The 23,446-nt window shown below is 40.1% G+C and carries 22 protein-coding genes and 1 pseudogene; 16 read left to right on the forward strand and 7 right to left on the reverse strand.

The features are described 5' to 3' along the window. Nucleotides 1–188: 188 nt before the first annotated feature. Nucleotides 189–1,223, forward strand: a complete 1,035-nt coding sequence (locus tag ACZ8ZH_RS05265) for a type I glyceraldehyde-3-phosphate dehydrogenase (protein WP_086207860.1) — start codon at nt 189–191, stop codon at nt 1,221–1,223. Nucleotides 1,224–1,334: 111 nt separating this feature from the next. Next, nucleotides 1,335–1,640 (forward strand): hypothetical protein, encoded by a 306-nt coding sequence (locus ACZ8ZH_RS05270; protein ID WP_086207859.1) that lies wholly within the window; start codon nt 1,335–1,337, stop codon nt 1,638–1,640. A gap of 9 nt (nt 1,641–1,649) precedes the next feature. Here ACZ8ZH_RS05270 and ACZ8ZH_RS05275 read toward each other — a convergent pair whose 3' ends face one another. Then, nucleotides 1,650–1,949 (reverse strand): AzlD family protein, encoded by a 300-nt coding sequence (locus ACZ8ZH_RS05275; protein WP_119063032.1) that lies wholly within the window; start codon nt 1,947–1,949, stop codon nt 1,650–1,652. Next, nucleotides 1,946–2,692: an AzlC family ABC transporter permease gene (locus ACZ8ZH_RS05280; protein WP_119063031.1), complete on the reverse strand. Its 747-nt coding sequence runs from the start codon at nt 2,690–2,692 to the stop codon at nt 1,946–1,948. The genes ACZ8ZH_RS05275 and ACZ8ZH_RS05280 overlap by 4 nt, the downstream gene beginning before the upstream one ends. A gap of 163 nt (nt 2,693–2,855) precedes the next feature. On the opposite strand from ACZ8ZH_RS05280, the gene ACZ8ZH_RS05285 reads away from it, so the two are divergent. Beyond that, the gene (locus ACZ8ZH_RS05285; RefSeq protein ID WP_086207856.1) at nt 2,856–3,311 is read left to right on the forward strand and encodes an Lrp/AsnC family transcriptional regulator; all 456 of its coding nucleotides are present in this window, start codon (nt 2,856–2,858) and stop codon (nt 3,309–3,311) included. Between the two features lie 145 nt (nt 3,312–3,456). Here the strand turns inward: ACZ8ZH_RS05285 and ACZ8ZH_RS05290 are convergent, their stop codons facing one another. After that, nucleotides 3,457–3,864, reverse strand: coding sequence for an Lrp/AsnC family transcriptional regulator (locus ACZ8ZH_RS05290; protein WP_119063030.1), 408 nt, complete (start codon nt 3,862–3,864; stop codon nt 3,457–3,459). A gap of 132 nt (nt 3,865–3,996) precedes the next feature. Between ACZ8ZH_RS05290 and ACZ8ZH_RS05295 the strand changes: the two genes are divergently transcribed. Further along, nucleotides 3,997–4,542 carry a cysteine hydrolase family protein gene (locus ACZ8ZH_RS05295; protein ID WP_119063029.1) on the forward strand — a complete coding sequence of 182 codons (546 nt, stop codon included), beginning with the start codon at nt 3,997–3,999 and terminating at the stop codon, nt 4,540–4,542. A 72-nt stretch (nt 4,543–4,614) separates the two neighbouring features. Here ACZ8ZH_RS05295 and ACZ8ZH_RS05300 read toward each other — a convergent pair whose 3' ends face one another. Beyond that, nucleotides 4,615–5,124 carry a hypothetical protein gene (locus tag ACZ8ZH_RS05300; RefSeq protein ID WP_086207853.1) on the reverse strand — a complete coding sequence of 170 codons (510 nt, stop codon included), beginning with the start codon at nt 5,122–5,124 and terminating at the stop codon, nt 4,615–4,617. 427 nt (nt 5,125–5,551) lie between these two features. Between ACZ8ZH_RS05300 and ACZ8ZH_RS05305 the strand changes: the two genes are divergently transcribed. From ACZ8ZH_RS05305 to ACZ8ZH_RS05320, 4 genes are all read left to right on the forward strand, one after another. Beyond that, nucleotides 5,552–6,718, forward strand: a complete 1,167-nt coding sequence (locus ACZ8ZH_RS05305) for an ATP phosphoribosyltransferase regulatory subunit (RefSeq protein ID WP_086207852.1) — start codon at nt 5,552–5,554, stop codon at nt 6,716–6,718. Nucleotides 6,719–6,787: 69 nt separating this feature from the next. Then, on the forward strand, nt 6,788–8,107 hold the full coding sequence (locus tag ACZ8ZH_RS05310; RefSeq protein WP_086207851.1) for an adenylosuccinate synthase: 1,320 nt from the start codon (nt 6,788–6,790) through the stop codon (nt 8,105–8,107). Nucleotides 8,108–8,316: 209 nt separating this feature from the next. Next, on the forward strand, nt 8,317–8,622 hold the full coding sequence (locus ACZ8ZH_RS05315; protein WP_086207850.1) for a hypothetical protein: 306 nt from the start codon (nt 8,317–8,319) through the stop codon (nt 8,620–8,622). Nucleotides 8,623–8,806: 184 nt separating this feature from the next. Further along, a complete protein-coding gene (locus ACZ8ZH_RS05320; RefSeq protein WP_086207849.1) occupies nt 8,807–9,580 on the forward strand; it encodes a M48 family metallopeptidase in 774 nt (257 codons plus the stop codon). 182 nt (nt 9,581–9,762) lie between these two features. On the opposite strand, the gene ACZ8ZH_RS05325 is transcribed toward ACZ8ZH_RS05320, so the two are convergent. Then, nucleotides 9,763–10,812, reverse strand: a complete 1,050-nt coding sequence (locus ACZ8ZH_RS05325) for an NADP(H)-dependent aldo-keto reductase (protein ID WP_119063028.1) — start codon at nt 10,810–10,812, stop codon at nt 9,763–9,765. 183 nt (nt 10,813–10,995) lie between these two features. Next, nucleotides 10,996–11,703, reverse strand: a complete 708-nt coding sequence (gene crp / locus ACZ8ZH_RS05330) for a cAMP-activated global transcriptional regulator CRP (protein WP_086207848.1) — start codon at nt 11,701–11,703, stop codon at nt 10,996–10,998. A gap of 147 nt (nt 11,704–11,850) precedes the next feature. On the opposite strand from crp, the gene ACZ8ZH_RS05335 reads away from it, so the two are divergent. The 6 genes and pseudogenes from ACZ8ZH_RS05335 to ACZ8ZH_RS05360 all read left to right on the forward strand — a co-directional run bounded on the left by ACZ8ZH_RS05335 (nt 11,851) and on the right by ACZ8ZH_RS05360 (nt 19,251). Continuing rightward, nucleotides 11,851–12,273 carry an OsmC family protein gene (locus ACZ8ZH_RS05335; protein WP_004982311.1) on the forward strand — a complete coding sequence of 141 codons (423 nt, stop codon included), beginning with the start codon at nt 11,851–11,853 and terminating at the stop codon, nt 12,271–12,273. 390 nt (nt 12,274–12,663) lie between these two features. Then, complete coding sequence (clpB, locus tag ACZ8ZH_RS05340; RefSeq protein ID WP_086207846.1) at nt 12,664–15,243, forward strand: ATP-dependent chaperone ClpB; 2,580 nt, start codon at nt 12,664–12,666, stop codon at nt 15,241–15,243. A 237-nt stretch (nt 15,244–15,480) separates the two neighbouring features. Continuing rightward, nucleotides 15,481–16,584 carry a DUF945 family protein gene (locus tag ACZ8ZH_RS05345; RefSeq protein ID WP_470247870.1) on the forward strand — a complete coding sequence of 368 codons (1,104 nt, stop codon included), beginning with the start codon at nt 15,481–15,483 and terminating at the stop codon, nt 16,582–16,584. A 50-nt stretch (nt 16,585–16,634) separates the two neighbouring features. Then, nucleotides 16,635–17,725 (forward strand): IS4 family transposase gene (locus tag ACZ8ZH_RS05350; RefSeq protein ID WP_470247926.1). Its coding sequence is split into 2 segments (ribosomal slippage): nt 16,635–17,175 and nt 17,175–17,725, totalling 1,092 coding nucleotides; the frame shifts between segments, so codons are not numbered across the junction. Between the two features lie 102 nt (nt 17,726–17,827). Then, the gene (locus tag ACZ8ZH_RS05355; RefSeq protein ID WP_470247871.1) at nt 17,828–17,956 is read left to right on the forward strand and encodes a hypothetical protein; all 129 of its coding nucleotides are present in this window, start codon (nt 17,828–17,830) and stop codon (nt 17,954–17,956) included. A 140-nt stretch (nt 17,957–18,096) separates the two neighbouring features. Then, nucleotides 18,097–19,251: pseudogene (locus ACZ8ZH_RS05360) on the forward strand (IS4 family transposase). A 100-nt stretch (nt 19,252–19,351) separates the two neighbouring features. Here the strand turns inward: ACZ8ZH_RS05360 and rlmKL are convergent. Beyond that, complete coding sequence (rlmKL, locus tag ACZ8ZH_RS05365; protein ID WP_086207844.1) at nt 19,352–21,556, reverse strand: bifunctional 23S rRNA (guanine(2069)-N(7))-methyltransferase RlmK/23S rRNA (guanine(2445)-N(2))-methyltransferase RlmL; 2,205 nt, start codon at nt 21,554–21,556, stop codon at nt 19,352–19,354. Between the two features lie 231 nt (nt 21,557–21,787). Between rlmKL and ACZ8ZH_RS05370 the strand changes: the two genes are divergently transcribed. Together ACZ8ZH_RS05370 and ACZ8ZH_RS05375 are read left to right on the forward strand one after the other, a co-directional pair. Further along, on the forward strand, nt 21,788–22,141 hold the full coding sequence (locus ACZ8ZH_RS05370; protein WP_470247872.1) for a hypothetical protein: 354 nt from the start codon (nt 21,788–21,790) through the stop codon (nt 22,139–22,141). Nucleotides 22,142–22,428: 287 nt separating this feature from the next. Further along, a complete protein-coding gene (locus tag ACZ8ZH_RS05375; protein WP_086207842.1) occupies nt 22,429–23,445 on the forward strand; it encodes an aspartate carbamoyltransferase catalytic subunit in 1,017 nt (338 codons plus the stop codon). The last annotated feature ends 1 nt before the right edge of the window (nt 23,446 follow it).

Here is a 23,446-nt window from a genome sequence, read left to right on the forward strand (position 1 = left end):
ATTTATATCATTTGATAGAAAGAAAGCAGGTTGATAGCTCTAGTCAGGCGGGTCAATTTGTGACTTAAGGGTTCATATTCATCATCTTCACTGATGAATCATAGAAAAAGAAAGCTTAACCAAATCTATATAAATCCATTAATATAGGCCTGCTTTATCTTTCATCATTTTATAAATAAGGGCAAGTCATGCAACGAGTGGCGATAAATGGATTTGGTCGAATCGGACGTAATGTATTACGTGCTTGGTTTGAAAATCCAAAGAACTTTCAGTTTGAAATCGTCGCGGTAAATGATGTGGCAGATGTAGAAACCTTATTGCATTTATTTAAATATGACACGACTCATGGGCGCTTTCCAGGGAAAGTCGATTTAAGTTATGAAAATGAAAGAATTTATTTACATCTTTCTAAAGATCAGGCGCAGCTCAAAGTTGAAGTATTGTGTCAGGCAAACCCGCAAGATCTACCTTGGGCCAGTCTCCATGTCGACGTGGTTCTAGAGTGCACAGGTTTATTTCGCTCGCGTGAAGCAGCAACAGAGCATATCCATGCAGGTGCAAAACGGGTCATTATTGGCGCGGCACCTTTTGACTCGGTTGATGCCGCAATTGTGTATGGGGTGAATCACCATGAGGTGAAAGTCAGTGACCAAATCATTTCCAGTGTGTCATGTACTACGCAGGCCTTAGTGCCTTTGGTTAAAATCATTGATGATGCTTTTGGTATTGATACTGCGCTCATGACGGAAATTCATGCGGTCACTGCTGATCAGTCTGTATTGGATCATGCCCATCGGGACTTAAGACGTGCTCGTGCTTCAGGTCAAAACATTATCCCGACTACATCGTCTGCTTTAGGTGCTTTAAAACAAGTCATGCCAAAAATGGCCGATCGTATTGATGGTTATTCCATCCGCGTACCGACCATTAATGTGGCGGCAATTGATTTGACCTTTATTTCGCAAACACCGATTACCGATCATAAAATCAATGAAGTGTTGATTCAGGCGGCGAAGTCAGACTACCGTGAAATTATGGATGTGACCGATGAACCCTTGGTGTCTTCGGATTTTAACCATTCACCATATTCACTCATTGTTGATTTAACGCAAACCATGGTGGTAGGGCATCAAGCCAAGGTCTTTGCGTGGTATGACAATGAATGGGGCTATGCAAACCGCTTATTGGATTTGTGTGAATCTTTTAGTGCGTCATTAATCTAAAGGACTTTTCTACAGTATCTTTTACTCTGAAAACAAGATGATAGACATAGACCGCATACAGACTTGTGGGTATGATGAGTGTATAAACGAAAATAAAGAAGAGTGCTGCTTATGTTGATCTTAATTTGGGGATTTATTTTGCTGTTGGCGGTCGCAGTGGTGTTTTTAATTTGGTTTCAATTTAAAAATCAGACAGATAAAACTGACCCCTACGCAGAGCAACATCAGCTTCAGGAAAAAGTACACCATCTTGAAGAAAATTTAAAAAAGACTTTAGAGATTATGCAAGATCTTGCAAAAAAGATGCATGTGCAACAGGAAGTGATCGAGCAGACCACCTCTAAGTTGCAAAAAGTTGAGCTACAAAACGCTGAGTTAGTGAATATTCTTGCTAAAGCCGTACAACCAGAACGCTAAAAGTTAAGTTTAGATGAGCACGGTACGCAATAATGCCGCGCTCAGCATACTAATCACAACCGTTGGTAAGAGTGAAAAGCGTGAAGCTGCAAGCAAAGTGATAGCAATAGCGAGTAGATCTGCGATATTGTCCTTCACAAAATAAGGCGCAATCACTGAAATCAGTACGCAGCCTGGGACAACTTCTAAAATTTTCCGCTGTTTATTGGTAAGTGTTTTATTTTTCAGCAAAACATAGCCCAATATACGTGTCAGATAAGTGGTGGCTGCAACCAATAAAATTGCAACAAGAGTCGTGCCGTGAATCATAGCTCATCCTCCTGAATAAATATGAAAGCAGAGGCGATGCCACAGATTGCCCCAATAGGCACATACCAACCCGTCGGTAAATATAAATAAGCAATCGCTGCACTAATGAGACTAACCAGCCAAGGGCGTGCGGCGCTGAAGCCTTTCCACATGCCACGCAATAAAACCAGAAATACCGCAGCAAAGGCCATATCAAAACCGTAACTGTGTACATCTCCAAGTAAAGGACCAAGAATGGCACCTAAACTGGTAAAACTGACCCACATCAAGTACAGGGCAAAACAGATGCCTGCGTAGTAAGACATGCTAAAGGCCTGTTGTAGCCCAAATTTTTTCTTTTGTTCTGCATCGGCAAGAGCTGCTGCCCAACTTTCATCACACATGAAAAACAGAGCAGGGAAAACCTGTCGATTGGGTAAATGGCGTAAATAGGGCACGAGACTTACACCCATGAGTAAATGACGGCTGTTGACTAGAAAAGTAATGAAAATTAAAACGAGAAAATTTGGTGGGTTGGTCCAGACCTCCAGCACAGCAAATTCGGAACCGCCCGCAAAGTTTAGGCCAGTAAAGAGTGGGACTTCTAAATGGCTAAAGCCCTTTTGAGTGGCTTGTGTTCCCAAGACCAAAGCAAAAGGAATAATACCTAGCAGCATCGGGATAGACGTTTTAATTCCACGTTTAAACTCGACATAATCGCTGGAATCATTAAGTTCCTGAGTCGTATTTCTAAAGGAGAGCATTTTAAATCGCCTATACGTGCTATGTTTTAGTGCGGTAGGTGAATAATTTTAGGGTTTTTCCGAAGATATTTTTTACTTTATTTAGCTTAATATTAGGGTTATTTAGCATAATATGCTTTAATTGGTTAAATATGAGCAAAATTATGCTTTAGGGATGGAATTTATGGACCAAACAGATAAGCGCATATTACAAGTACTACAAGTCGATGGAAAACTTCAAAATAATGAGTTGGCTCAGCGCATTGGACTGTCTGCCTCACCGTGTTTAAGACGAGTAAAGCAGCTAGAAGAAGATGGGATTATTCGGGCTTATGTGGCGTTGGTTGATCCTGCTAAGGTGAATTTGCGATTGACCGTATTTGCACGGATTTGGCTCAAAAGTCAGGATCCGCAAACTGTGAACCAATTTGTCGAGTCGATTCGTGAAGTTCCAGAAGTGGTTGAATGTCATTTAATGGCAGGGGATTGTGATTTCTTTTTACGTATTGTAGTTGCAGATTTGGATGCCTATCGACAGTTTCAAATTCACCGTCTGAATAAAATTCCCAATATACAAAGTATAAAAACAGAAATTCCGCTGCAAAATATTAAACAAACGACTGAGTTACCCTTAGCTTAGCGGGTTTAGTCGTGATGTATATTATCCAAGTTGAGTGCAAGCGTGATTAGAGACCTGTTCTGCAAATCAAAGGCGATTTTCCGCTTGGCAAACTTGATCACTACTCTGTGGGCTTCTACGTGAAAGGATTAGTTGTGAGTTAAATTTATAGCTCAATCGTTTTGACTACGCTGTCTACGGAATATTGTCCCCATGCGGAGAGCTGTTCAATAAAGTCATTCAATTGTCTTTGATGAAAGTGGCAGGTCAGCATATAGCATGCGGAGCCACAAACTTTATATGCATATTCAATTTGATCAAACTGTGCTAAAAAAGTTTCAAACTGTCCAAATTGATTATTTTCCATCATGATTCGAATAAATTGGGTCATCTCATAATTTAAATCAACCGTATATTTTTGAATGAGACCTTCGTTTTGCATTTTTGCAATACGATTTCCTACCGCTTGACCTGTGCGATGAACCAATTCACCAATGTCTTTATGACTTAATCGGGAGTCATTTTTAAGAATCTTTAAGATTTTTAAGTCAATTGGATCTTGATTTGCCAGCATAGATGATCGTTCTTTCACTCTGAAAACATTTATAGATACATTCTTTCATATTCAACTGCAAGAGCCGGTTTATTTTACTTATTCTATGGCATTGATACATCAGACTGAAATGAAGATGAGAGGGTGATTTAAATGAATAAAACAGCACTAGTTATTATTGATGTTCAAAATGATTATTTTCCACAAGCTAAGATGGCGCTATATCAGGCTGAGCTAGCATTAAAGCAGATTAATCTTCTAGAAGACGCATTTTTGAAAAATAAACAGCCAATTATCTATATTCAGCATATTTTTAATCAACCTAATGCCCCATTTTTTGAAGCGGGCACGTTTGGTGTTGAATTACATTCAGGCTTGCAATTGACAGCAGACTCAATCGTGGTTGAAAAACATTATCCGAATAGTTTTTTTGAAACCAATCTAAAGACGGTGTTGGATCAGTTTGGTGTTGAAAAATTAGTGATTAGCGGCATGATGACGCATATGTGTGTAGATGCAACTTCCCGTGCTGCCGCGGAGTTTGGCTATGATCCAGTGGTTATTGCAGATGCAACAGCAACACGTGATTTGAGTTATGCCAATAAAACTGTGCAAGCAGAGGATGTACAGACTGCATGTTTAGCAGCATTTCAAATGTTTTCGACGGTGCTGTCAGTAGATGAGTATTTAAACTCATAATTCTTAGATTTGAGTTGCTATGTTGAGGCAAAAGTACACAAGTGATTGGACGAGTACTTTTGCATTGACAACTTACTCTTCGTTTAAAAAGCCTTCTTTAATTTCTTTAGGCAGATCTGCATGCCACCATGCATAAATACTGGCTTTAATTTCTTCATCTTCTTCCGGATCATTTAACGGTTCATCGTCTTCGCGGACAAGCTCGTCTCCGTCGAACTTAAACCAAAACTCCCACGGATCATCATCGCCACAGCCCCATGCTTGTGTGTGAATGTCTGGAAGCAAGGCTTTTAAGAAGAATAAAATCGCTTCAATGAACTCATCGCCTGCTGAGCCATGAACAAAATGGGCAACTGAATAGCCTGCAATAGTGCCTAATGACTCAGGACCCAGATCAAACTCGATGTTATCAATCGTATTTAAAATATCTTCAGCCAGTTCAACACCATGTTCAGGGTTAATGTCACAGGTTAAAGTCGTAAATTGGCCTGCATCACCACGATGTTCTTGGAACAGCCGGTCTAATTTTGCCATGATTTGAGCATTTGCATGCTTGTAATATAAGTTGCTGTGCAATTCCATCAAACGTTCCCCAAGTGAAAATAGTGTGATTAAAATGGTCTATATAATGTGGTGTTGTATTTATTCTTGCTGTTGAATTGAGCAGGAGTATAAAATAACTTGCTTTTTTCGCAAGCAGTCTGTTAATGGGAAATAAAATATAAAACAATGTTTTAAATGATTTTTTTCAATATGTGACATGCTCTGGTATAGTCAGCAGTCGTTTGAGTTGCGATTTTGAGATGATTTAAAATCTAGTTAAGAATGAATGATTCAAAAGCAACAGATTTTATAGCGCGCTGGTTGTTAAAGTTAAAACGATAAATTAAATTTTCCGAAATTGTCTAATGCACAGTACATTGTATCGTGATAGACTAAGAGAAATCGGGTGTGCCCCGATTTTTTTATGCGGATTCGTTCCGCGCTGACAAGATTTTAGGTTTACAACATGCCCATTTCAGAGACATGGTTATTACCTGATGGTGTAGCTGATGTACTGCCAGAACAGGCGCAAGTGATTGAAACTTTGCGTCGTCAAGCATTAGATTTCCTCGCAACACGAGGTTATCAGTTGGTGTACACGCCATTCATTGAATATATCGAATCGTTATCTTCTCTTTCAGAATCGAATCAAGATTTAGACTTAGCCACTTTTAAAGTCATTGACCAGTTATCTGGTCGTTTGCTTGGTGTGCGTGCCGATATGACACCACAAGTGGCTCGTATTGATGCGCATGTACATCCAGTTGAAGGCGTTGCTCGCTATTGCTACGCAGGAACCGTTTTACACACCAAACCTCAAGGCTTTAATACCACACGTGCACCTTTACAATTAGGTGCTGAGTTATTTGGTTCAGATAGCATTGATGCTGATGTTGAACTGATCGACGTGATGATTAGCTTACTTGCGAAAGCAGGCTTTGCAGATGGTATTCACTTGGACTTAGGTCATGTGGGCTTATTCCGTAGTTTGGTGAAAGTTGCAGGCTTAAACAAAGCAACTGAACGTCAACTCTCTGATTTATATCAACGTAAAGCATTGCCAGAGTTGGCTGAATTTACTCAAGATTTGAACTTTGGTGCAGACTTTTATACTTTAGGGCGTTATGCAAGTGACTTAGATGCTTTGCAAACGCATTTAAGTGCAGCAGTGATTGCCGATGCTGAGTTTAAGCAAGCTTTCGACGCATTAAAAACCACACAGTCTGAAATTCAAGCGCGTTGGCCAAACCTACAGATGGGTATTGATGTGGTTGAACTTCGTTCATATCACTACCATACGGGCTTAATGTATGCTGTTTATGCGCCTAATCGTGCTGCGCCATTGGCACAAGGTGGGCGTTATGACGGAATTGGCGAGCACTTTGGTCGTGCACGTCCAGCGACAGGTTTTAGTTGTGACTTGTATGCGCTTAGCGCAGGGCGTTTTCAGCAAAACAGTTTAGTTGTTGCGCCGAAAGGAACACAAACAGATTTGCTCCAAGCGATTGAACACACACGTGCCAAAGGCATGAGCGTGATTCAACTTTTGGGTCAGGATGATTTAACTACACTTCCATATGCGACGCACCAATTGGTGAATGTTGCAGGTCAATGGACTGTAGAACAGATTTAATCACTTCTTCAGGTTAGTTAAAGCCTGAAAAGTTCTTCAATTTTAACAGCATGATGCAATGAGGCTATTATGGGCAAGAATGTTGTGGTACTCGGTACCCAATGGGGCGACGAAGGTAAAGGTAAAATCGTCGACCTGCTCACAGATCAAGCGGCTGCGGTCGTTCGTTATCAAGGCGGACATAACGCAGGTCATACACTTGTCGTTGGTGGTAAGAAAACTGTATTACACCTCATTCCATCTGGTATTTTACGTGAAAACGTACTGTGCTTAATTGGTAATGGTGTTGTACTTTCTCCTGAAGCGCTCATCAAAGAGATGGACATTCTTGAAAAAGAAGGCGTGCCAGTTAAAGAACGTTTACGTATTTCACCAAACTGTCCATTGATTTTGCCAAACCATATCGCATTGGATCAAGCACGTGAAATTAAGCGTGGCAATGCAAAAATTGGTACAACAGGTCGTGGTATTGGCCCTGCATATGAAGACAAAGTTGCACGCCGTGCAATTCGTGTTGCAGACTTGGTACGTGGTGGTGAGCATCTTAAAGCTCAGCTGACTGAATTACTTGAATACCATAACTTCCAATTAACCCAATTCTACGGTGTAGAAGCAGTTCAATTAGAAGATGTGCTTGCGCTTTGTGATCAATGGCGTGAAGTGGTTGCACCACTCGTGATTGATGTTACAGGTGAGTTGCATAAATACCGTAAAAATGGTGACAATATCATGTTTGAAGGTGCTCAAGGCTCACTTCTTGATGTTGACCATGGTACATACCCGTATGTAACGTCTTCAAACACCACAGCTGGTGGCGTAAGCTCAGGTTCAGGTTTGGGTCCATTACACCTTGACTATGTATTAGGTATCACAAAAGCATACACGACACGTGTCGGTGCAGGCCCGTTCCCAACTGAGTTGGTTTACGATGCTGCAAATGACGTAGGTGACGCTATTGGTAAGCACTTAGGGACGATTGGTTCTGAGTTTGGTGCATCTACTGGTCGTCAACGTCGTTGTGGTTGGTTTGATGCGGAAATCTTACGCCGTTCTGTGGAAGTCAATTCACTCTCAGGTATTTGCTTAACTAAACTAGACGTTCTTGATGGTCTAGAAGAAGTGAAAATCTGTGTAGGTTATGAAGCTGCTGATTCTGGTTGTGTTGGTTCTTCTGATGCGTTGGCATTTGAAACTTTAAAACCAATTTATGAAACGATGCCAGGTTGGTCTGAGTCTACTTTTGGTGCGAAATCAGTAGATCAGTTACCACAAGCAGCAATCAACTACGTTAAACGCCTAGAGCAATTAATTGAATGTCCAATCGACATTATTTCTACTGGTCCAGACCGTGAAGAAACAATTATCTTGCGTCATCCGTTTGAAGCTTAAGCGCTAAACACCCATTAAAAAACCCTGCCTTTGTGCAGGGTTTTTTAATGGGTGTTACAGGAGAAAGTTAGGCATTAAGCTTATATTTAATATGGATATAAACAGTTGAACTACTATAGTTTTCCAGACTAAAGTTGCATGAATAAGCACGACATCATGTATAAGTGCTTGTTAGAATAAAATTCAAGATAAACAGATGAGCAGGCAGGATGCAAAAGAATATCGCAGGAACTATTTTTTACTCACTACTTTTTGCTATGGGTGGTGCGCCAACAATCGCGATGATGATTATTCAGGGGCAAACCACTGATCCTGATGTTATTTATAGTGCGCTGATTGGGCTGTCTGTGATTATTGCTTGTATTTTGGTGCCAATTATTCTTATTCAAAATGCATTTTTATTTGCTAAACGTAAAAGTCAAACGCTTGAAGAAAAAATTGAGCCATTAAGCCATCTATATTTGGGCTTAAATATTCTGTGTCTGGTCTATTGGCTTCTGATTCAGTTTCTGTAATAACTTTAAGTTTGGAGTCTGACATTTGTTGTGAATTTGGCTTTGTTGAATATGCATAGTGATGAAGCTGTTTTTACATAATTGCTATGATAAAACATGCTTATGATATTTAACACTTTAGATCTATTCATTATAATTCAACACATTATGTGAAGTGCTTTAAAATGGATGGAGTTAAGCCATAATGAAAAATAAAATATTAATGAGTCTGTGCGCAGCAACGGTGGTCACCATTTCTGGTTGTGCAACTTTTGCGGAGGTTGCAGGTGCGGATACAGCAACTTTAAATGCAGCAGCAACTCAAGGTTTTAACAAAACTGTAAATGAAGCAAAAACCAACAAAACTTTGGACACTTCATCGAGCACGTACAAGCGTATTTATGGTGTATTCAATCGCTTGAAGCCTTATGCTGATCAGATGAATCAAACAGGCACTCGATTTGACTGGCAGTTGGCTGTACTTAAGTCAAATCAAGTCAATGCTTATGTAGCGCCTGGTGGTAAGGTGGTGTTCTATACGGGTATTGTGGATAAGTTGAACCTTACTGATGCTGAAATTGCAGCAGTGATGGGACATGAGATGGTGCATGCTTTAGAAGAGCATTCAAAGAGTAAAGTTGGTGCGCAAGCATTAACTGACTTGGCTTTGGGTATTGGTCTCAGTGCTGCTGGCGTGGGTCAAACTGGGACAGCTGCGGCGCAGTTAGGTAGTCAGATTGGTATTGGCCTGCCGTATTCGCGTAGCTTAGAAAGCCGCGCAGATGAGGGCGGTTTAATGTTGATGGCGCGTGCAGGCTATAACCCACAAGCGGCAATTAGCTTATGGGAGAAAATGAATAAGCTCGATGGGGCTGGTGGTTCTTCATTCCTTTCGACGCACCCATCAAATAGTCAGCGTATTGAAGCGATGCGTAAGAACTTAGCCGCTGCACAAGCAGTTTATAATCAAAGACGTTAATTTCTTTTTGAGCAAAAAAGGACGCTAAAGCGTCCTTTTTTAATATCAGTTTAGGATTTTAAAAAATAATAAATTATTTGTGACAGGTGAAGTAGTGATTCAAACATTACACTTATCACCCCAATAGAAGCAGTACAGATATAGTCTGAGTCATACAACAAAGCAGTGCTTTCTTGTATGACTTAGGGTGCTGGGTTTGGCTGTTGCTGATGAATGGCTTGAATACCTTGTAAAACCTCTTCTGATAAATCAATCTCAAAAGCTTGAATATTTTCTTTTAGTTGGTTTAAGTTTGTTGCGCCAATAATGGTACTGGTCACAAAGAACTGTTGTTTGATAAAGGCTAAAGCCAGTTGTGTAGGTGTTAAACCATGTTGTTCAGCCAGTTGAGCATACTGTTCCGTTGCCCATTCACTCTCAGGGTTGCTATAACGACTAAAGCGACTAAAAAGAGTCACTCGAGCATTCGCTGGGCGCGCACCATTGCGGAATTTTCCTGTGAGGTAACCAAAAGCGAGTGGGGAGTAGGCGAGTAAACCAACGCCTTCATATTTCGCAATTTCAGACATCCCAATTTCGTAAGTGCGGTTGAGTAAGTTGTAAGGGTTTTGCACACTTACAAATTTAGACAGACCAAGTTGCTCTGCAATCTGTAAAAATTTCATGGTTCCCCATGGCGTTTCATTAGACAAACCAATATAACGGATACGACCTTTTTGAATTTCAGCTTCGAGCGCAAGTAAAGTTTCTTCTAGAGATGTTACGGTTTTGGTGCTGTGAGCTTCATCATTTTCATAGCCTAATTTGCCGAAAAAGTTGGTCGGACGTTGTGGCCAGTGTAATTGGTACAAATCAATATAATCGGTCTGTAAACGCTTTAGATTGCCATCTAGAGCAGAAGAAATGTCGTTGGCATTAAAACGGGTTTGTCCGTCACGAATATGACTGCCACCTTGAGATGGGCCAGCAATTTTAGAAGCTAAAAAAAGTTTGTCACGTCCCCCACGCTGCGCAATCCATTGTCCAATAATGACTTCCGTTGCGCCTTGCGTTTCAGGCTTGGGTGGAACTGGATACATTTCTGCAGTATCCCAAAAATTGATGCCTTGTGCTAAAGCATAGTCAAGTTGCTCAAAGGCTTCAGCTTGCGTATTTTGTTCACCAAAGGTCATGGTGCCGAGACAAATTTCAGGAACCAAAATGCCTGTATTGGCTAAGGGTTTAAATTGCATTCAACATTTCCTTTATGGACTGTGCTTTGGGGTCGAATAAGATTAAACAATTATCAACAGTAGGTTAAATCACTATTTTTACAAAGTTTGTCACGATTTTGTCAAAGCAGTTACGAATTGAAGGCATAAAAAAAGCAAATCCGAAGATCTGCTTTTGGCTGTATCAGCTACGAAGAATAAATTTTATTCTTCGTCATCATAATCTTCAGCATGGGCTTTGGATTCTTCTAAAGAGGCATCAAAAATTAAGATAGCTTTACCATCAGTCTCAATCATCCCTTGGTCTTCTAATGTTTTTAAAACACGACCAACCATCTCTCGCGAGCAACCAACGATGCGACCGATCTCTTGACGTGTAATACGGATTTGACGGCCATTAGGTAAGATCATTGCTTCTGGTTGAGCAGATAAGTCAATAAGACAACGTGCAATACGACCTGAAACATCAATAAATGCAAGGTCAGTGACTTTACGCGTGGTGTTTTTTAGACGACGCACAAGCTGTGCAAAAACTGCATAGCTGAGGTCTGGGTATTGTTTGCTCAATTCATGGAAGTTTTCATAAGTCACTTCAGCAATTTCACAAACGTCACGTGTACGTACTTCAGCAGTACGCTGTGAATTTGCTTCGAATAGACCCATTTCACCAAAAAAGTCACCCGCATTTAAATACGCAACAACAATTTCGCGTTCATCGTCTTCACGCAAAATAATAGAGACCGAACCTTTTAAAATCAAATATAACGATTTAGATTCTGAGCCAGCATCTACGATCGTTGTGCGCTTTGGATAACGATTAATATATGCGCGTTTTAATAGTGCTTTCACTGACTCTGGGAGTTGACCTGGAGACAGCGCATCAGTGCTTAATTGTGAAAAGCTTGAAGTCATGCTAACGGTTCCGAAAATGGATAAATTATAGATCGCACAGACCTAGAGTGAACTTGTCACACAGTCAGAGCTGAAATTCCTTATCAACTCAATTTATGGTAGTGTACAGGTACTTCGTCAATTTATAGCTTTTTTTAGGTAGTTGCAATGCAAACAACTGTTCATTGGTTAGAGAATGTTGCTTTCGAAGCAAAAACTCAAAGTGGTCACAGTGTCATCATGGATGGTTCACCCGAATATGGTGGTGAAAACCGTGGTCCAAGACCAATGGAATTGATCCTGACAGGACTCGGAGGTTGTGCTTCTTTTGACATCGTGACTATCCTTAAAAAATCACGTCAAGAAATAACGGATGTTCGCTGTGAACTCAAGGCAGAGCGTGCAGATAGCATCCCCGCAGTGTTCACAAAAATTCACTTACATTTCGTGATTACTGGTCATGCAGTGAAGGAAAAACAAGTCGCAAAAGCTGTGGAATTATCGGCAGAAAAGTACTGTTCTGCGAGCAAAATGTTGATGGATGGTGGCGTAGAAATCACCCATGATTTTGAGATTATTGAAGCAAATTAATCCCTGACTTTTAAGTCATTTGAGGCTGATCTGATGATCGGCCTTTTTCATGCTTCACGCTTTTGTTTTCATTCCGTAAACTGGTACACAGTTCGTTACATGGATAAATAGAAAAAAGAGTTGTTTGTTTGTCTAATAATTGATCAAATGATTTTAAGTTTAGCCCATTTAAATCAATCGGCCATTTCGCTTTGACAAAAAATGCAAGCTTATGCTTGAAAAATGTACATGGTGAACCCATATTATGATTAAGTTCTATTTGTTTATTGTTAAGACAAACTAATGAAAAATAAAATAAAATGTAGAAAAGTTAATTAAATTTGAATTGAATTCTGAGTAATCGTTCCCATATATCCATCAAGTTCAAAATTTGTTGTGAGGAAAACAAGAATGCGATTTGAAAAATTCACAAACCGCTTACAGCAAGCTCTTTCAGATGCTCAATCACTTGCAATGGGGAAAGACCATACCGCAATTGAGGGAATTCATATTTTATCAACCTTGTTGGAAGAAACCTCAAATCTGAGTTTGTTGCAACAAGCAGGTGCTAATCTGCCTGAATTACAAGCCAAATTAAAGCAAGCCCTTGCTGATGCGCCAACCCTGTCGAATCCGACAGGTGATGTCAACCTCAGTGCAGATGCAGTCAAAGCATTGAATTTGGCAGATAGTTTTGCGCAAAAAGCAGGTGATGAGTTTTTATCTACTGATTGGGTAATACAAGCTTTAGCTGAAGTAGGTGCAACCAAAACCTTATTAAATAGTGTGGGTGTTAAACCAGACCACCTGCGCCAAGTCATTTTAAAAATTCGAGGTGATGAGAAAGTCATGAGCAACAATCATGAAGATCAACGCGATTCTCTGAATAAGTACACGATTGATTTAACTGAGCGTGCATTGGCAGGGAAATTAGATCCTGTTATTGGGCGTGATGATGAAATTCGTCGTACCATCCAAGTGTTGTCACGTCGTACTAAAAATAACCCAGTGTTGATTGGTGAACCTGGGGTGGGTAAAACTGCAATTGTAGAAGGTTTAGCTCAGCGAATTATTAACCGTGAAGTGCCTGAAAGTTTACAAGGTAAACGAGTTTTATCTTTGGACTTGGGGTCTTTGCTTGCTGGTGCTAAATACCGCGGCGAGTTTGAAGAGCGCTTAAAAGCAGTATTGAAAGATTTAGCAAAACAAGATGGTGAAGTCATTTTGTTTATTGATGAATTACACACACTGGTAGGCGCAGGTAAGGGCGAGGGCGCGATGGATGCAGGTAATATGCTAAAACCTGCTCTCGCACGTGGTGAGCTACGTTGTGTGGGTGCGACGACCTTAGACGAATATCGCCAATTCATTGAAAAAGATGCCGCATTAGAACGTCGCTTCCAAAAAGTCTTGGTCGATGAGCCGAGTGTAGAAGACACTATTGCGATTTTACGTGGCTTGAAAGAACGCTATGAAGTGCACCATGGTGTAAAAATTTTAGACTCTGCCATCATTGCAGCAGCGAAAATGTCACATCGTTACATCACCGACCGTCAATTGCCTGATAAAGCGATTGATTTGATTGATGAAGCAGCTTCTCGTATCAAAATGGAGCTGGACTCTAAGCCAGAAGCTTTGGACAAACTTGAACGTCGTTTGATTCAATTAAAACTGCAACTTGAAGCAGTGAAAAAAGATGAAGATGCCGGTAGTCGTGCGGAAGTCGCTCATCTTGAAAAGCAAATTAGCGAAGTTCAACGTGAATACAATGACTTGGAAGAAGTTTGGAAAGCTGAGAAAACTTTAGTTGAAGGCACCAAACAAGTTCAAGCTGAATTGGATCAGGCTCGTATTGCGCTGCAAAAAGCGCAGCGTGAAAATGACTTGGGTGAAATGTCGCGTCTTCAGTATGGTGTGATTCCTGAGCTGGAAAAACGTCTCAATGAAGAAGAAGTGGTGGAGGAGAAAGAGGAGCCGAAACTACTACGTAACAAAGTTACTGACAACGAAATTGCAGAAGTTGTTAGTGCTGCAACGGGTATTCCTGTGGCAAAAATGATGCAAGGTGAACGTGAGAAACTTCTCCATATGGAAGAGTTCTTGCATAATCGTGTCGTTGGGCAGAATGAGGCTGTGGTTGCAGTATCCAATGCGGTTCGTCGTTCGCGTGCTGGCTTATCTGATCCGAACCGACCGAGCGGCTCGTTCTTATTCTTGGGTCCAACGGGTGTTGGTAAAACAGAGTTGACTAAAGCACTGGCAAACTTCTTGTTTGATAGTGATGATGCCATGATTCGAATTGACATGTCTGAATTTATGGAAAAACACTCGGTCAGCCGTTTGGTGGGTGCGCCTCCAGGTTATGTGGGCTATGAAGAAGGTGGTGTCTTAACCGAAGCTGTGCGCCGTAAACCGTATAGTGTGGTGTTATTTGATGAAGTGGAAAAGGCACATCCAGATGTGTTTAACATCTTGCTCCAAGTATTGGATGATGGTCGCTTAACAGATTCGCAAGGTCGTGTGGTTGACTTTAAAAATACTGTAATTGTGATGACATCTAATCTTGGTTCAAGTGATGTACGCGAGTTGGGCGATAATCCATCTGATGAAGAAGTGCGAGCAGTAGTCATGAATGCCGTGACGCAACATTTCCGTCCAGAGTTTATCAATCGTATTGATGAGTTGGTGGTGTTCCATTCACTCAAAAAAGCACAAATTCGAGGTATCGCAGATATCCAGTTGGATCGTTTACGTGCTCGTTTGGTTGAAAAAGACATGCGTTTAACAGTCGATGATCATGCTTTTGATTTGTTGATTGATGCTGGTTTTGACCCTGTATATGGTGCGCGTCCACTGAAACGCGCCATCCAACAGCAAGTTGAGAATAGTTTGGCGCAAAAAATATTGTCTGGTGAATTTGTTGCTGGAGACAATATTGTTGTTACAGCGCAAGATGGTCAACTCAGCTTCGATAAAGTAAAAATGAATTAACCATTCAAATGATTAATTTTATTTGTTGAGATTAAAAAACCCAGCTTCGGCTGGGTTTTTTATGGCGGGATAGAAGTGTTAGAAGGTGACATTTTTAAGCATAAATGTGACGTAGGTTTTCATATTTATGTGATGGATATGGCATCTAAGTGCTTTATTTGCAAAATAATTATCTTTATTTAAAAATTGTCTTTATAATTTATTTTAATAAAAAGTAAATAAATTGAGATAGATAAAATGAGTCAATTAAAGTGGGGTGTTGGGGGCATATTGACGCTGGCTGTGGTCGCAGTTGGTGGTAATCTTTATGCAGATAAAAGCTTAAAGGATTATTATCAACAGGGCACTAAACAATCGAATAATTTGAATTTGCAGTATCAACAATTCCAAATGGGTGCTTTAAAAGGGAGTGCGAAATGGAGTGCCGAATTAGTACCAGATCCGTGTAAACCCAAAGACGTGGTTAAATTAAGTGGTCAAGATAATATTCAGCGTAGTTGGAATGGGTATGCGATCCAGTCGGATATTAAAATTACTCAGGCATCAGGAGCACTCCAATCTTTGTTGAAGGAACCACTCAAAGTTGATACGAAAGTCAATTGGTTAGGCACCATGAATAGTGTATTGACTACACCAGTGATTACCCGCAATGAAGCTCAATTCCAGTCTAGATTAGATCCAATGACGTTGCGGTTTCGGGCAAAGCCGATAGAACAACAGCTTAAGATACTGGATTTACAGCTTGAAATTCCAAATTTCACGATCACCGAGCCCAATATGCATATGCAAATGGTGGGGTTAAAGCTAGCAACCAACCAAGGGCTTAATGGCGAATATCTTGAAGCAGGTGAAAGCAAAATCCAGATGGATCTGCTGAAAATGTCAGATCGAGATATCAATAAACCCATTAGTGCTGAAATTAAAAATTTTAGTCTAGAAACGCAAAGCAAATTGACGGATCGGGTTTTAAACACTGAGATGATGCTACGCTTAGATGAAATGAAAATGCCTGCCGCACCTGCAATTCAAAACCTACAGTTTAATTTTAATGTACTCGATGTGAATCGACAAAAAATGCAGGCGCTGTTTGATATTGTGGCGAAAAGTGAAAATAGTTGCTTAGCCAAAGAGACTGTGGAAAAAGATATGGAGCCTGCTTTATTAGCCGTGATCAATGAAGGTTTCCGCTTCGAATCCAAAGAGAACCAGTTTGCTATCGGAGATGGTGTTGCTCAGGCGAATGTGACGGGGCGTATTATGCCGAGTCACCAATCGACTGTGATGGGAATGGTGAAAATGATGCCAAGTTTAATGGAATATCTCTGTACACGACAAAAATAGATAACTCATTGAAATAATGGCATAATACTTGTTTTCTGACGACGAATATGATGACACATTTCAATGAGTTACATCTCATCTTAAACAAATATCTAAAGTGGAACAAGTCACATGTAAAATGTTTTACACTGATTATGATTGCATTAATTGTAAAACAGACCTGTAATCTTTCTTCTGCATCTAAAGCCTTACCCATCAAGTGCTTACCACAATCATTTTATCGACGTATACAACGCTTCTTTGCAGGTCAGTATTTTGATTATCGTCAAATTTCTCAGTTGATTTTCAATATGTTTTCATTCGACAAAGTGCAACTGACTTTAGATAGAACCAATTGGAAATGGGGAAAACGAGATATCAATATCTTGATGTTAGCCATCGTCTATCGTGGAATAGCGATACCTATTGTTTGGACATTGCTCAATAAACGTGGAAATTCAGATACAAAAGAGCGTATTGCTTTGATTCAACGCTTTATCTCTATTTTTGGTAAAGACCGTATTGTGAATGTGTTCGCAGACAGAGAATTTATCGGTGAGAAATGGTTTACATGGTTAATTGAAAATGACATCAACTTCTGTATACGTGTTAAAAAAACTTTATTGTGACCAATCACTTAGCCAGGAATCATAAAATTAGTGATTTATTTCGTCATCTTCAAGTTGGTCAAACTGAATGTCGTAAACGACGTATTTGGGTTGGTCGAGTGAAACTGTATATTAGTGCGCTACGATTAGAAGATGGGGAACTTTTACTTGTTGTTTCTCCTATGTTTAATGCTTCTGCTATTCGTGATTATGCATTACGCTGGGAAATCGAAACCTTATTTAGTTGTCTCAAAGGACGTGGATTCAATCTTGAAAATACTCGTTTAACAGACCCTGGACGAGTCAAGAAATTGATAGCAGTGCTAGCTATCGGTTTCTGTTGGTGCTATTTAACAGGTGAATGGCAACATGATCAAAAAAAAGCGATAAAAATAAAGAAGCATGGACGACTCTCAATGAGTTTATTTCGCTATGGTTTAGACTATGTTCAAATGGCGATTCAGCGTTTAATTGGTTTTGGGAAAAAAGAAGAGTTTAAGGAAATTTTGGCAATTTTAAGAAGGCAGAATCCTGATAGGATAAGGGTTCTGTGAAATTTGTCGTGTACAGAGATGGAATATAAAGCAGATGTTCAGTTTGATAAAAATATGATCTCGCGCATCATGAATAATTATCTGCAAAAAGGCGGGATAACGATGTCTGATCAAGAAGTTGAAAGCATGCTTTCGACAATGCAAAGTTCAGGTCAGGTGAAACGCGAAGGTAATACTATGAAAATGTCAGTTGAATACAAATATGGGCAAACCAATTTTCTCACTGAATAATGCAAAATATGTTGCTGTAGCAAATAAAAGGGGACGTATTTCGCACTGCTGTCCCATAGTTAGACTTAAATAAAAAACCTGAGTCCAAAGTAGTTAAAATATAAGTGCGAACAAACACTTCAACTACAAGGATTCAGGTTTTGTCACATCAGAATACTGTATTTCATCAATTACTCAAACCCATTTTGAGACAAGATTTTGAACGTCTTGCAAAACAATACCATCAAGGACAAAAATTAAGATCTGCAACACGATGGGATCAATTTATTGCTATTTTGATGTCTCAATGATCATGTCGTCAAAGCTTAAGAGACATTGAGTCTAATCTCGAATCACAACAGGAAAAGCTTTACCACCTTGGCGCCAAAAGAATTGCACGAAGTACGCTAGCAAGAATCAATGAAGAACAACCAGCTAGCTTGTATCAACAATTGTTTATCCAATTACTTCAACATTGTGAAAATTCCAAGATTGCTCATAAATTTCGATTTAAAAATCCATTATATTCACTTGATGCGAGTCATATTGATCTTTCACTGTCATTGTGTGAATGGGCAAAAGTACATGAGTCCAAAGCCAGTATAAAACTTACAGTTGGGTTAAATCATAGCAACACCATTCCTGAATTTGTTGCGCTTGGTGATGGTATTGAAAATGACATGGTACAAGGTCGACGACTCAAATTCCCACCTGGAAGTATCATTGTATTTGATAAAGGGTATGTTGATTATCAGTGGTTTGCAGACATGACCAACCAAAAAGTCAGCTTTGTCACTAGGCTGAGACCAAAGACAGTTTATGAGGTGAAATCAAAACAAGATGTGTTCGTCAGTAAGGGGATTCTTGCGGATGAATATATTGAGTTGAGTAGTGATTATGCTAAAAAGCGTGGTGCACCTAAGCGATTAAGACGTATAGAGTTTTATGATACTGAAAAGAAAAGGACATTTGAATTCCTAAGCAACAATTTTCATCTCGCTGCATCAACCATTGCTGCAATTTATAAAGATCGGTGGAAGGTAGAACTATTTTTTAAAGCGATCAAGCAAAACCTAAAATTGAAATCGTTTTTAGGCCGTAGTCGCAATGCGATCCAAACACAAATATGGATTGCCTTAATTGCCTATTTACTGGTGAGTTTTGCGAAACATATGGCGCAGGAAGGATGGAGTGTTCAAAGATTATTAAGAATTATTCAGGTGAACTTATTTGAAAGGAAACCATTGAAGGCTCTGTTTTTACCTGACAAAAAGTGGAATAAGCAAGAAGAACCTCAGCTGAGGTTCTTCTTGTGATATTTATGGGACAGCAGTGACGTATTTCGTCCCTTTTTATCTTTGAAAATTGTCCATGTAAAATTTAATGAAGATGAAATCAAGTTTCATCTTTAATGCATTAATTTTTTGGATGGGTGATTTTCCATGCCCGATGGATTTTTTGATTACGTTTGAAATCAGGCCCAATGGTTTCACTGGTGATTTCTTCGACATCAAAGAATGCCAAAATTTCTTCGTCCATTTCAAAGCCACGGTAGTTGTTTGAAAAGTACAAAGTGCCATCTGTGGTTAAACGGTTCATGGCGCGTTTAAGCAATGATAAATGGTCACGTTGTACATCAAAGGTACCGTAGAACTTTTTTGAGTTTGAGAAAGTTGGTGGGTCAATAAAGATCAGATCATACTGTTCATGACCTTCTTTCAACCATTCAAAACAATCGCTGGCAAAGAACTGATGTTGTTCATCGGCATGATCGACCGTTAAGCCATTCAAGACGAAGTTTTCTTTAGACCAACTCAAATAGGTGTTTGACAGATCGACGCTGGTTGTACTTGCCGCACCACCTAAAGCTGCATGTAAGCTGGCTGTAGAGGTATAACTATACAAGTTCAAGAAGTGCTTACCACGCGCTTCTTGTGCGATGCGTAAGCGGATTTGACGGTGGTCTAAGAACAAGCCAGTATCTAAGTAATCAGTTAAGTTAACTAAGATTTTTGCTTTGCCTTCTTGCACGATAAAACGTTTTGAAGCCGTACTTTGTTTGGTGTACTGGTTTTTACCTTCTTGGCGAGCACGTGTTTTGATAAAGATCGCATCACGGCCTAAACCTGTTACAGCACGAATCGCCTGTAAAGCGAGATTGAAACGTTTCTTGGCTTTTTCAGGATCGATTTTTTTCGGTGGTGCGTATTCTTGTACATGTAAACGTTCGCCATACAAATCGACTGCAACGTTAAAGTCGGGAAGGTCAGCATCATATAAACGTAAACAGTGAATGTTTTCTTTTACCGCCCATTTCTTTAAGGTCTGCATGTTCTTTTGTAAACGGTTAGCAAAGTCTTCAGCGCCTTCAATTGCTTCAAACTGCTGAGGCTGCCAAGTTTCTAAGAACGGCTTGATCACTGCAACAGGTTTCACGGAACCTGAACGCACGTAAATTGGCAGTTTACCATTCATCAAACGCATGGTTTGCGGGTCATTCAGCGCCAATACATCGGCTTGTTCAACGGCTGCTGCGATAACCGCTGCGGTCTGATTTGGGAAGTTCTTTTGCAGTAATGCGGACAAGCCTAAATATAAAGCACGGTTTGAGGCTTTATCACCCAAACGCTCACCATAAGGAGGATTGGTCACAATAAAAGCTGTTTTGCCTTCTGCTTCGAAGTTTGGCCAATCTGCCAAAGTCCGTTCTTCGATTTGAATGTGGTCGAGTAGACGTTCAAATCCTGCAGCGATGATGTTTTGTTTGGTGGCTTTTACTGCTTCCCAGTCAGCATCAAAAGCATAGAACTTAGGGAGCGGTTGTTCCAACGCTGCCTGATGTCGATCAGCTGCTTCCGCTTTGATGCTCATCCATAGTTCGTGATTATGACCATTCCAACCATTGAAACCGAAACGACGGACTAAGCCGGGTGCACGGTCTGTCAGCATCATCAACGCTTCAATAATGAATGTCCCTGAACCACACATTGGATCGAGGAAAATATCGGGTCTTTTTGACAGCAGCTTGGCTTTTTGTAAAATCGCAGCCGCTAAGTTTTCTTTAATTGGGGCATCGGTCATATAACGACGGTAGCCACGTTTATGCAGTGAGTCACCAGATAAGTCTAAACAGTAGGTGTGTTCAGTTTTGCCTGCGAGTGCATAAATGGTAATTTCAGGTTGCTTAATGTCAATACTTGGGCGCTTACCCACAGCTTCCATAAATGAATCGACGATACCGTCTTTTACACGTAGCGTTGCAAACTGGCTGTTGACCTTAATTTCACGTTCAATATGTAAACGTACAGCAAAGGTACTTTGTGGTGCAAAAATCAGAGACCAATCAAAATTGATTGCACCTTCATAGAGCTCTTCAGCAACATCGCGTGCATCATGACTACGTTCTAATTCGTGGACGTGAATAGGCGTGAGTACACGTGATGCAAGACGTGACCACATACAAATGCGATAGGCATGCTCAAGAGTGCCTTTGAAAACTAAACGCCCAGGGAAACGTTCAATGTTTTGAACACCTAAACCTTCTAATTCTTCTTGGAGTAAGGTTTCTAACCCATCAGCACAAGTAACCCAATAGCTGCTTAAACGTGAAGCGGTATTCATAAATTTGAGAGACCAAAATAAAACAAAATAAACTCGCTAAAGTTTAACGTATTTTGCCTCTGAATGGTTTTTTTAATGTGCTTCTAGCTTTAGGAAATAGCAAAATAAATGAATTGCCATGTGAACAATAACGTTTTTGGTACGCATTTTGCTAAATCCTTGCAAGTTTAATTTACTGACTGATTTCTGATAGATCGTCAGTAAATATTTTTCATTTGAAAGGGGAAGAATATGTCGACCAAGTTAGACCGAGGTGTTGTAAGTCATGCTGATACTTTTTCAATTGCAACTTTACTTTATGCACGTCTTCGCCGTGTATCGGGGCGCGTAATTGATGTGCTTTATTTAGTTGAAAATCCAAGTTATGCGCGTCAAATGACGGAGTTGGCTTTAAGCACAGAGGATGCCGAATTGATTCGTTTGGTGAGCCGTTTAGATAGTGTTATGGACTTATTCAACTATGAGGAACCAGAAGCTATCGAGAAACCAAAAAACATGAATAACAGTCGCTATGAGTCAGGAGCAACCGAAGAAGAAATTTACCGAGCTCAAGTGTCGCATCACTATATTGGTGCTTTACGATAAAAATCATTCAAATTTGATCAGCTCTCGAAAGAGGGCTTTTTTATAGCGATGCGAAACGTATCGGTGAAAGAATGTGCAATGTGCTAGATGATCCTCAATGGATTTGAGTAAAATTTTGAGAAAATAGATGCTAAAAAATGTTTAATTTAACTAATTGAAATAATAAATAAGAATTTCATAATCTTAGTTTTGAAGCCGATGATAATTAAGGCAATTGTTTTAAACTGAGGTCCAAATCAAAAAGAAAATCTGTATAATGCGTTAACTTAACGTAGAAGGAATCTCTCATGCACTTGGCAGCACTGCATACTCCGAGTCAGATTCAACTCAACCAAGATGGTCATCTCAAACACTTCCTTACCATCGAAGGTCTTTCTAAAGAAACTCTTACAAAAATATTGGACACTGCGCAGTCCTTTTTTAATGACCAAAATCAGCTGATGACGAACAACCTCTTAGAAGGTCGAACGGTCATGAATCTCTTCTTTGAAAACTCAACCCGTACTCGTACCACTTTTGAAGCTGCTGCAAAACGTCTTTCTGCAAATGTATTAAATATTGATATCGCACGTTCGAGTACTTCCAAAGGTGAGACGCTTAGAGACACTTTGTGGAACTTAGAAGCGATGGCGGCAGATATTTTTGTGGTACGTCATTCATCGTCAGGTGCCGCACATTTCATTGCCCAAACTGTTTGTCCACATGTCGCAATTATTAATGCAGGTGATGGTCGTCATGCACATCCAACACAAGCCATGTTGGACATGTTAACCATTCGCCGTGAAACCAAAAAGAAGTTTGAAGATATTTCAATTGCCATCATTGGTGATATTAAACATTCACGCGTGGCACGTTCAGATGTTGCTGCATTACAAACTTTGGGCTGTAAAGACATTCGCGTGATTGCACCGAATACACTGTTGCCCTATGGTTTTGATGAATATGGTGAAGGTGTACGTCTCTTTAATAACATGGAAGCAGGGATTAAAGACTGCGATGTGATTATTACCCTACGTATTCAAAATGAACGTATTGATTCGCCTGCGCTGTCATCTCAAGCTGAATTCTATAAAATGTACGGTTTAAACAAAGAACGCCTTGCGATGGCAAAACCTGATTGCATCGTGATGCATCCGGGGCCTATGAACCGTGGTGTAGAGATTGATTCCAGTATTGCCGATGGCCCACAGTCGGTGATTTTAAATCAGGTGACCAACGGGATTGCAGTACGTATGGCAGTTTTGGCGCTTGCAATGCAAGGTCAACTGCAAGAGCAAGGTTTGTTAGACGCGATTGCGGTGTAAG

Source organism: Acinetobacter sp. SW-226, assembly GCF_055632855.1.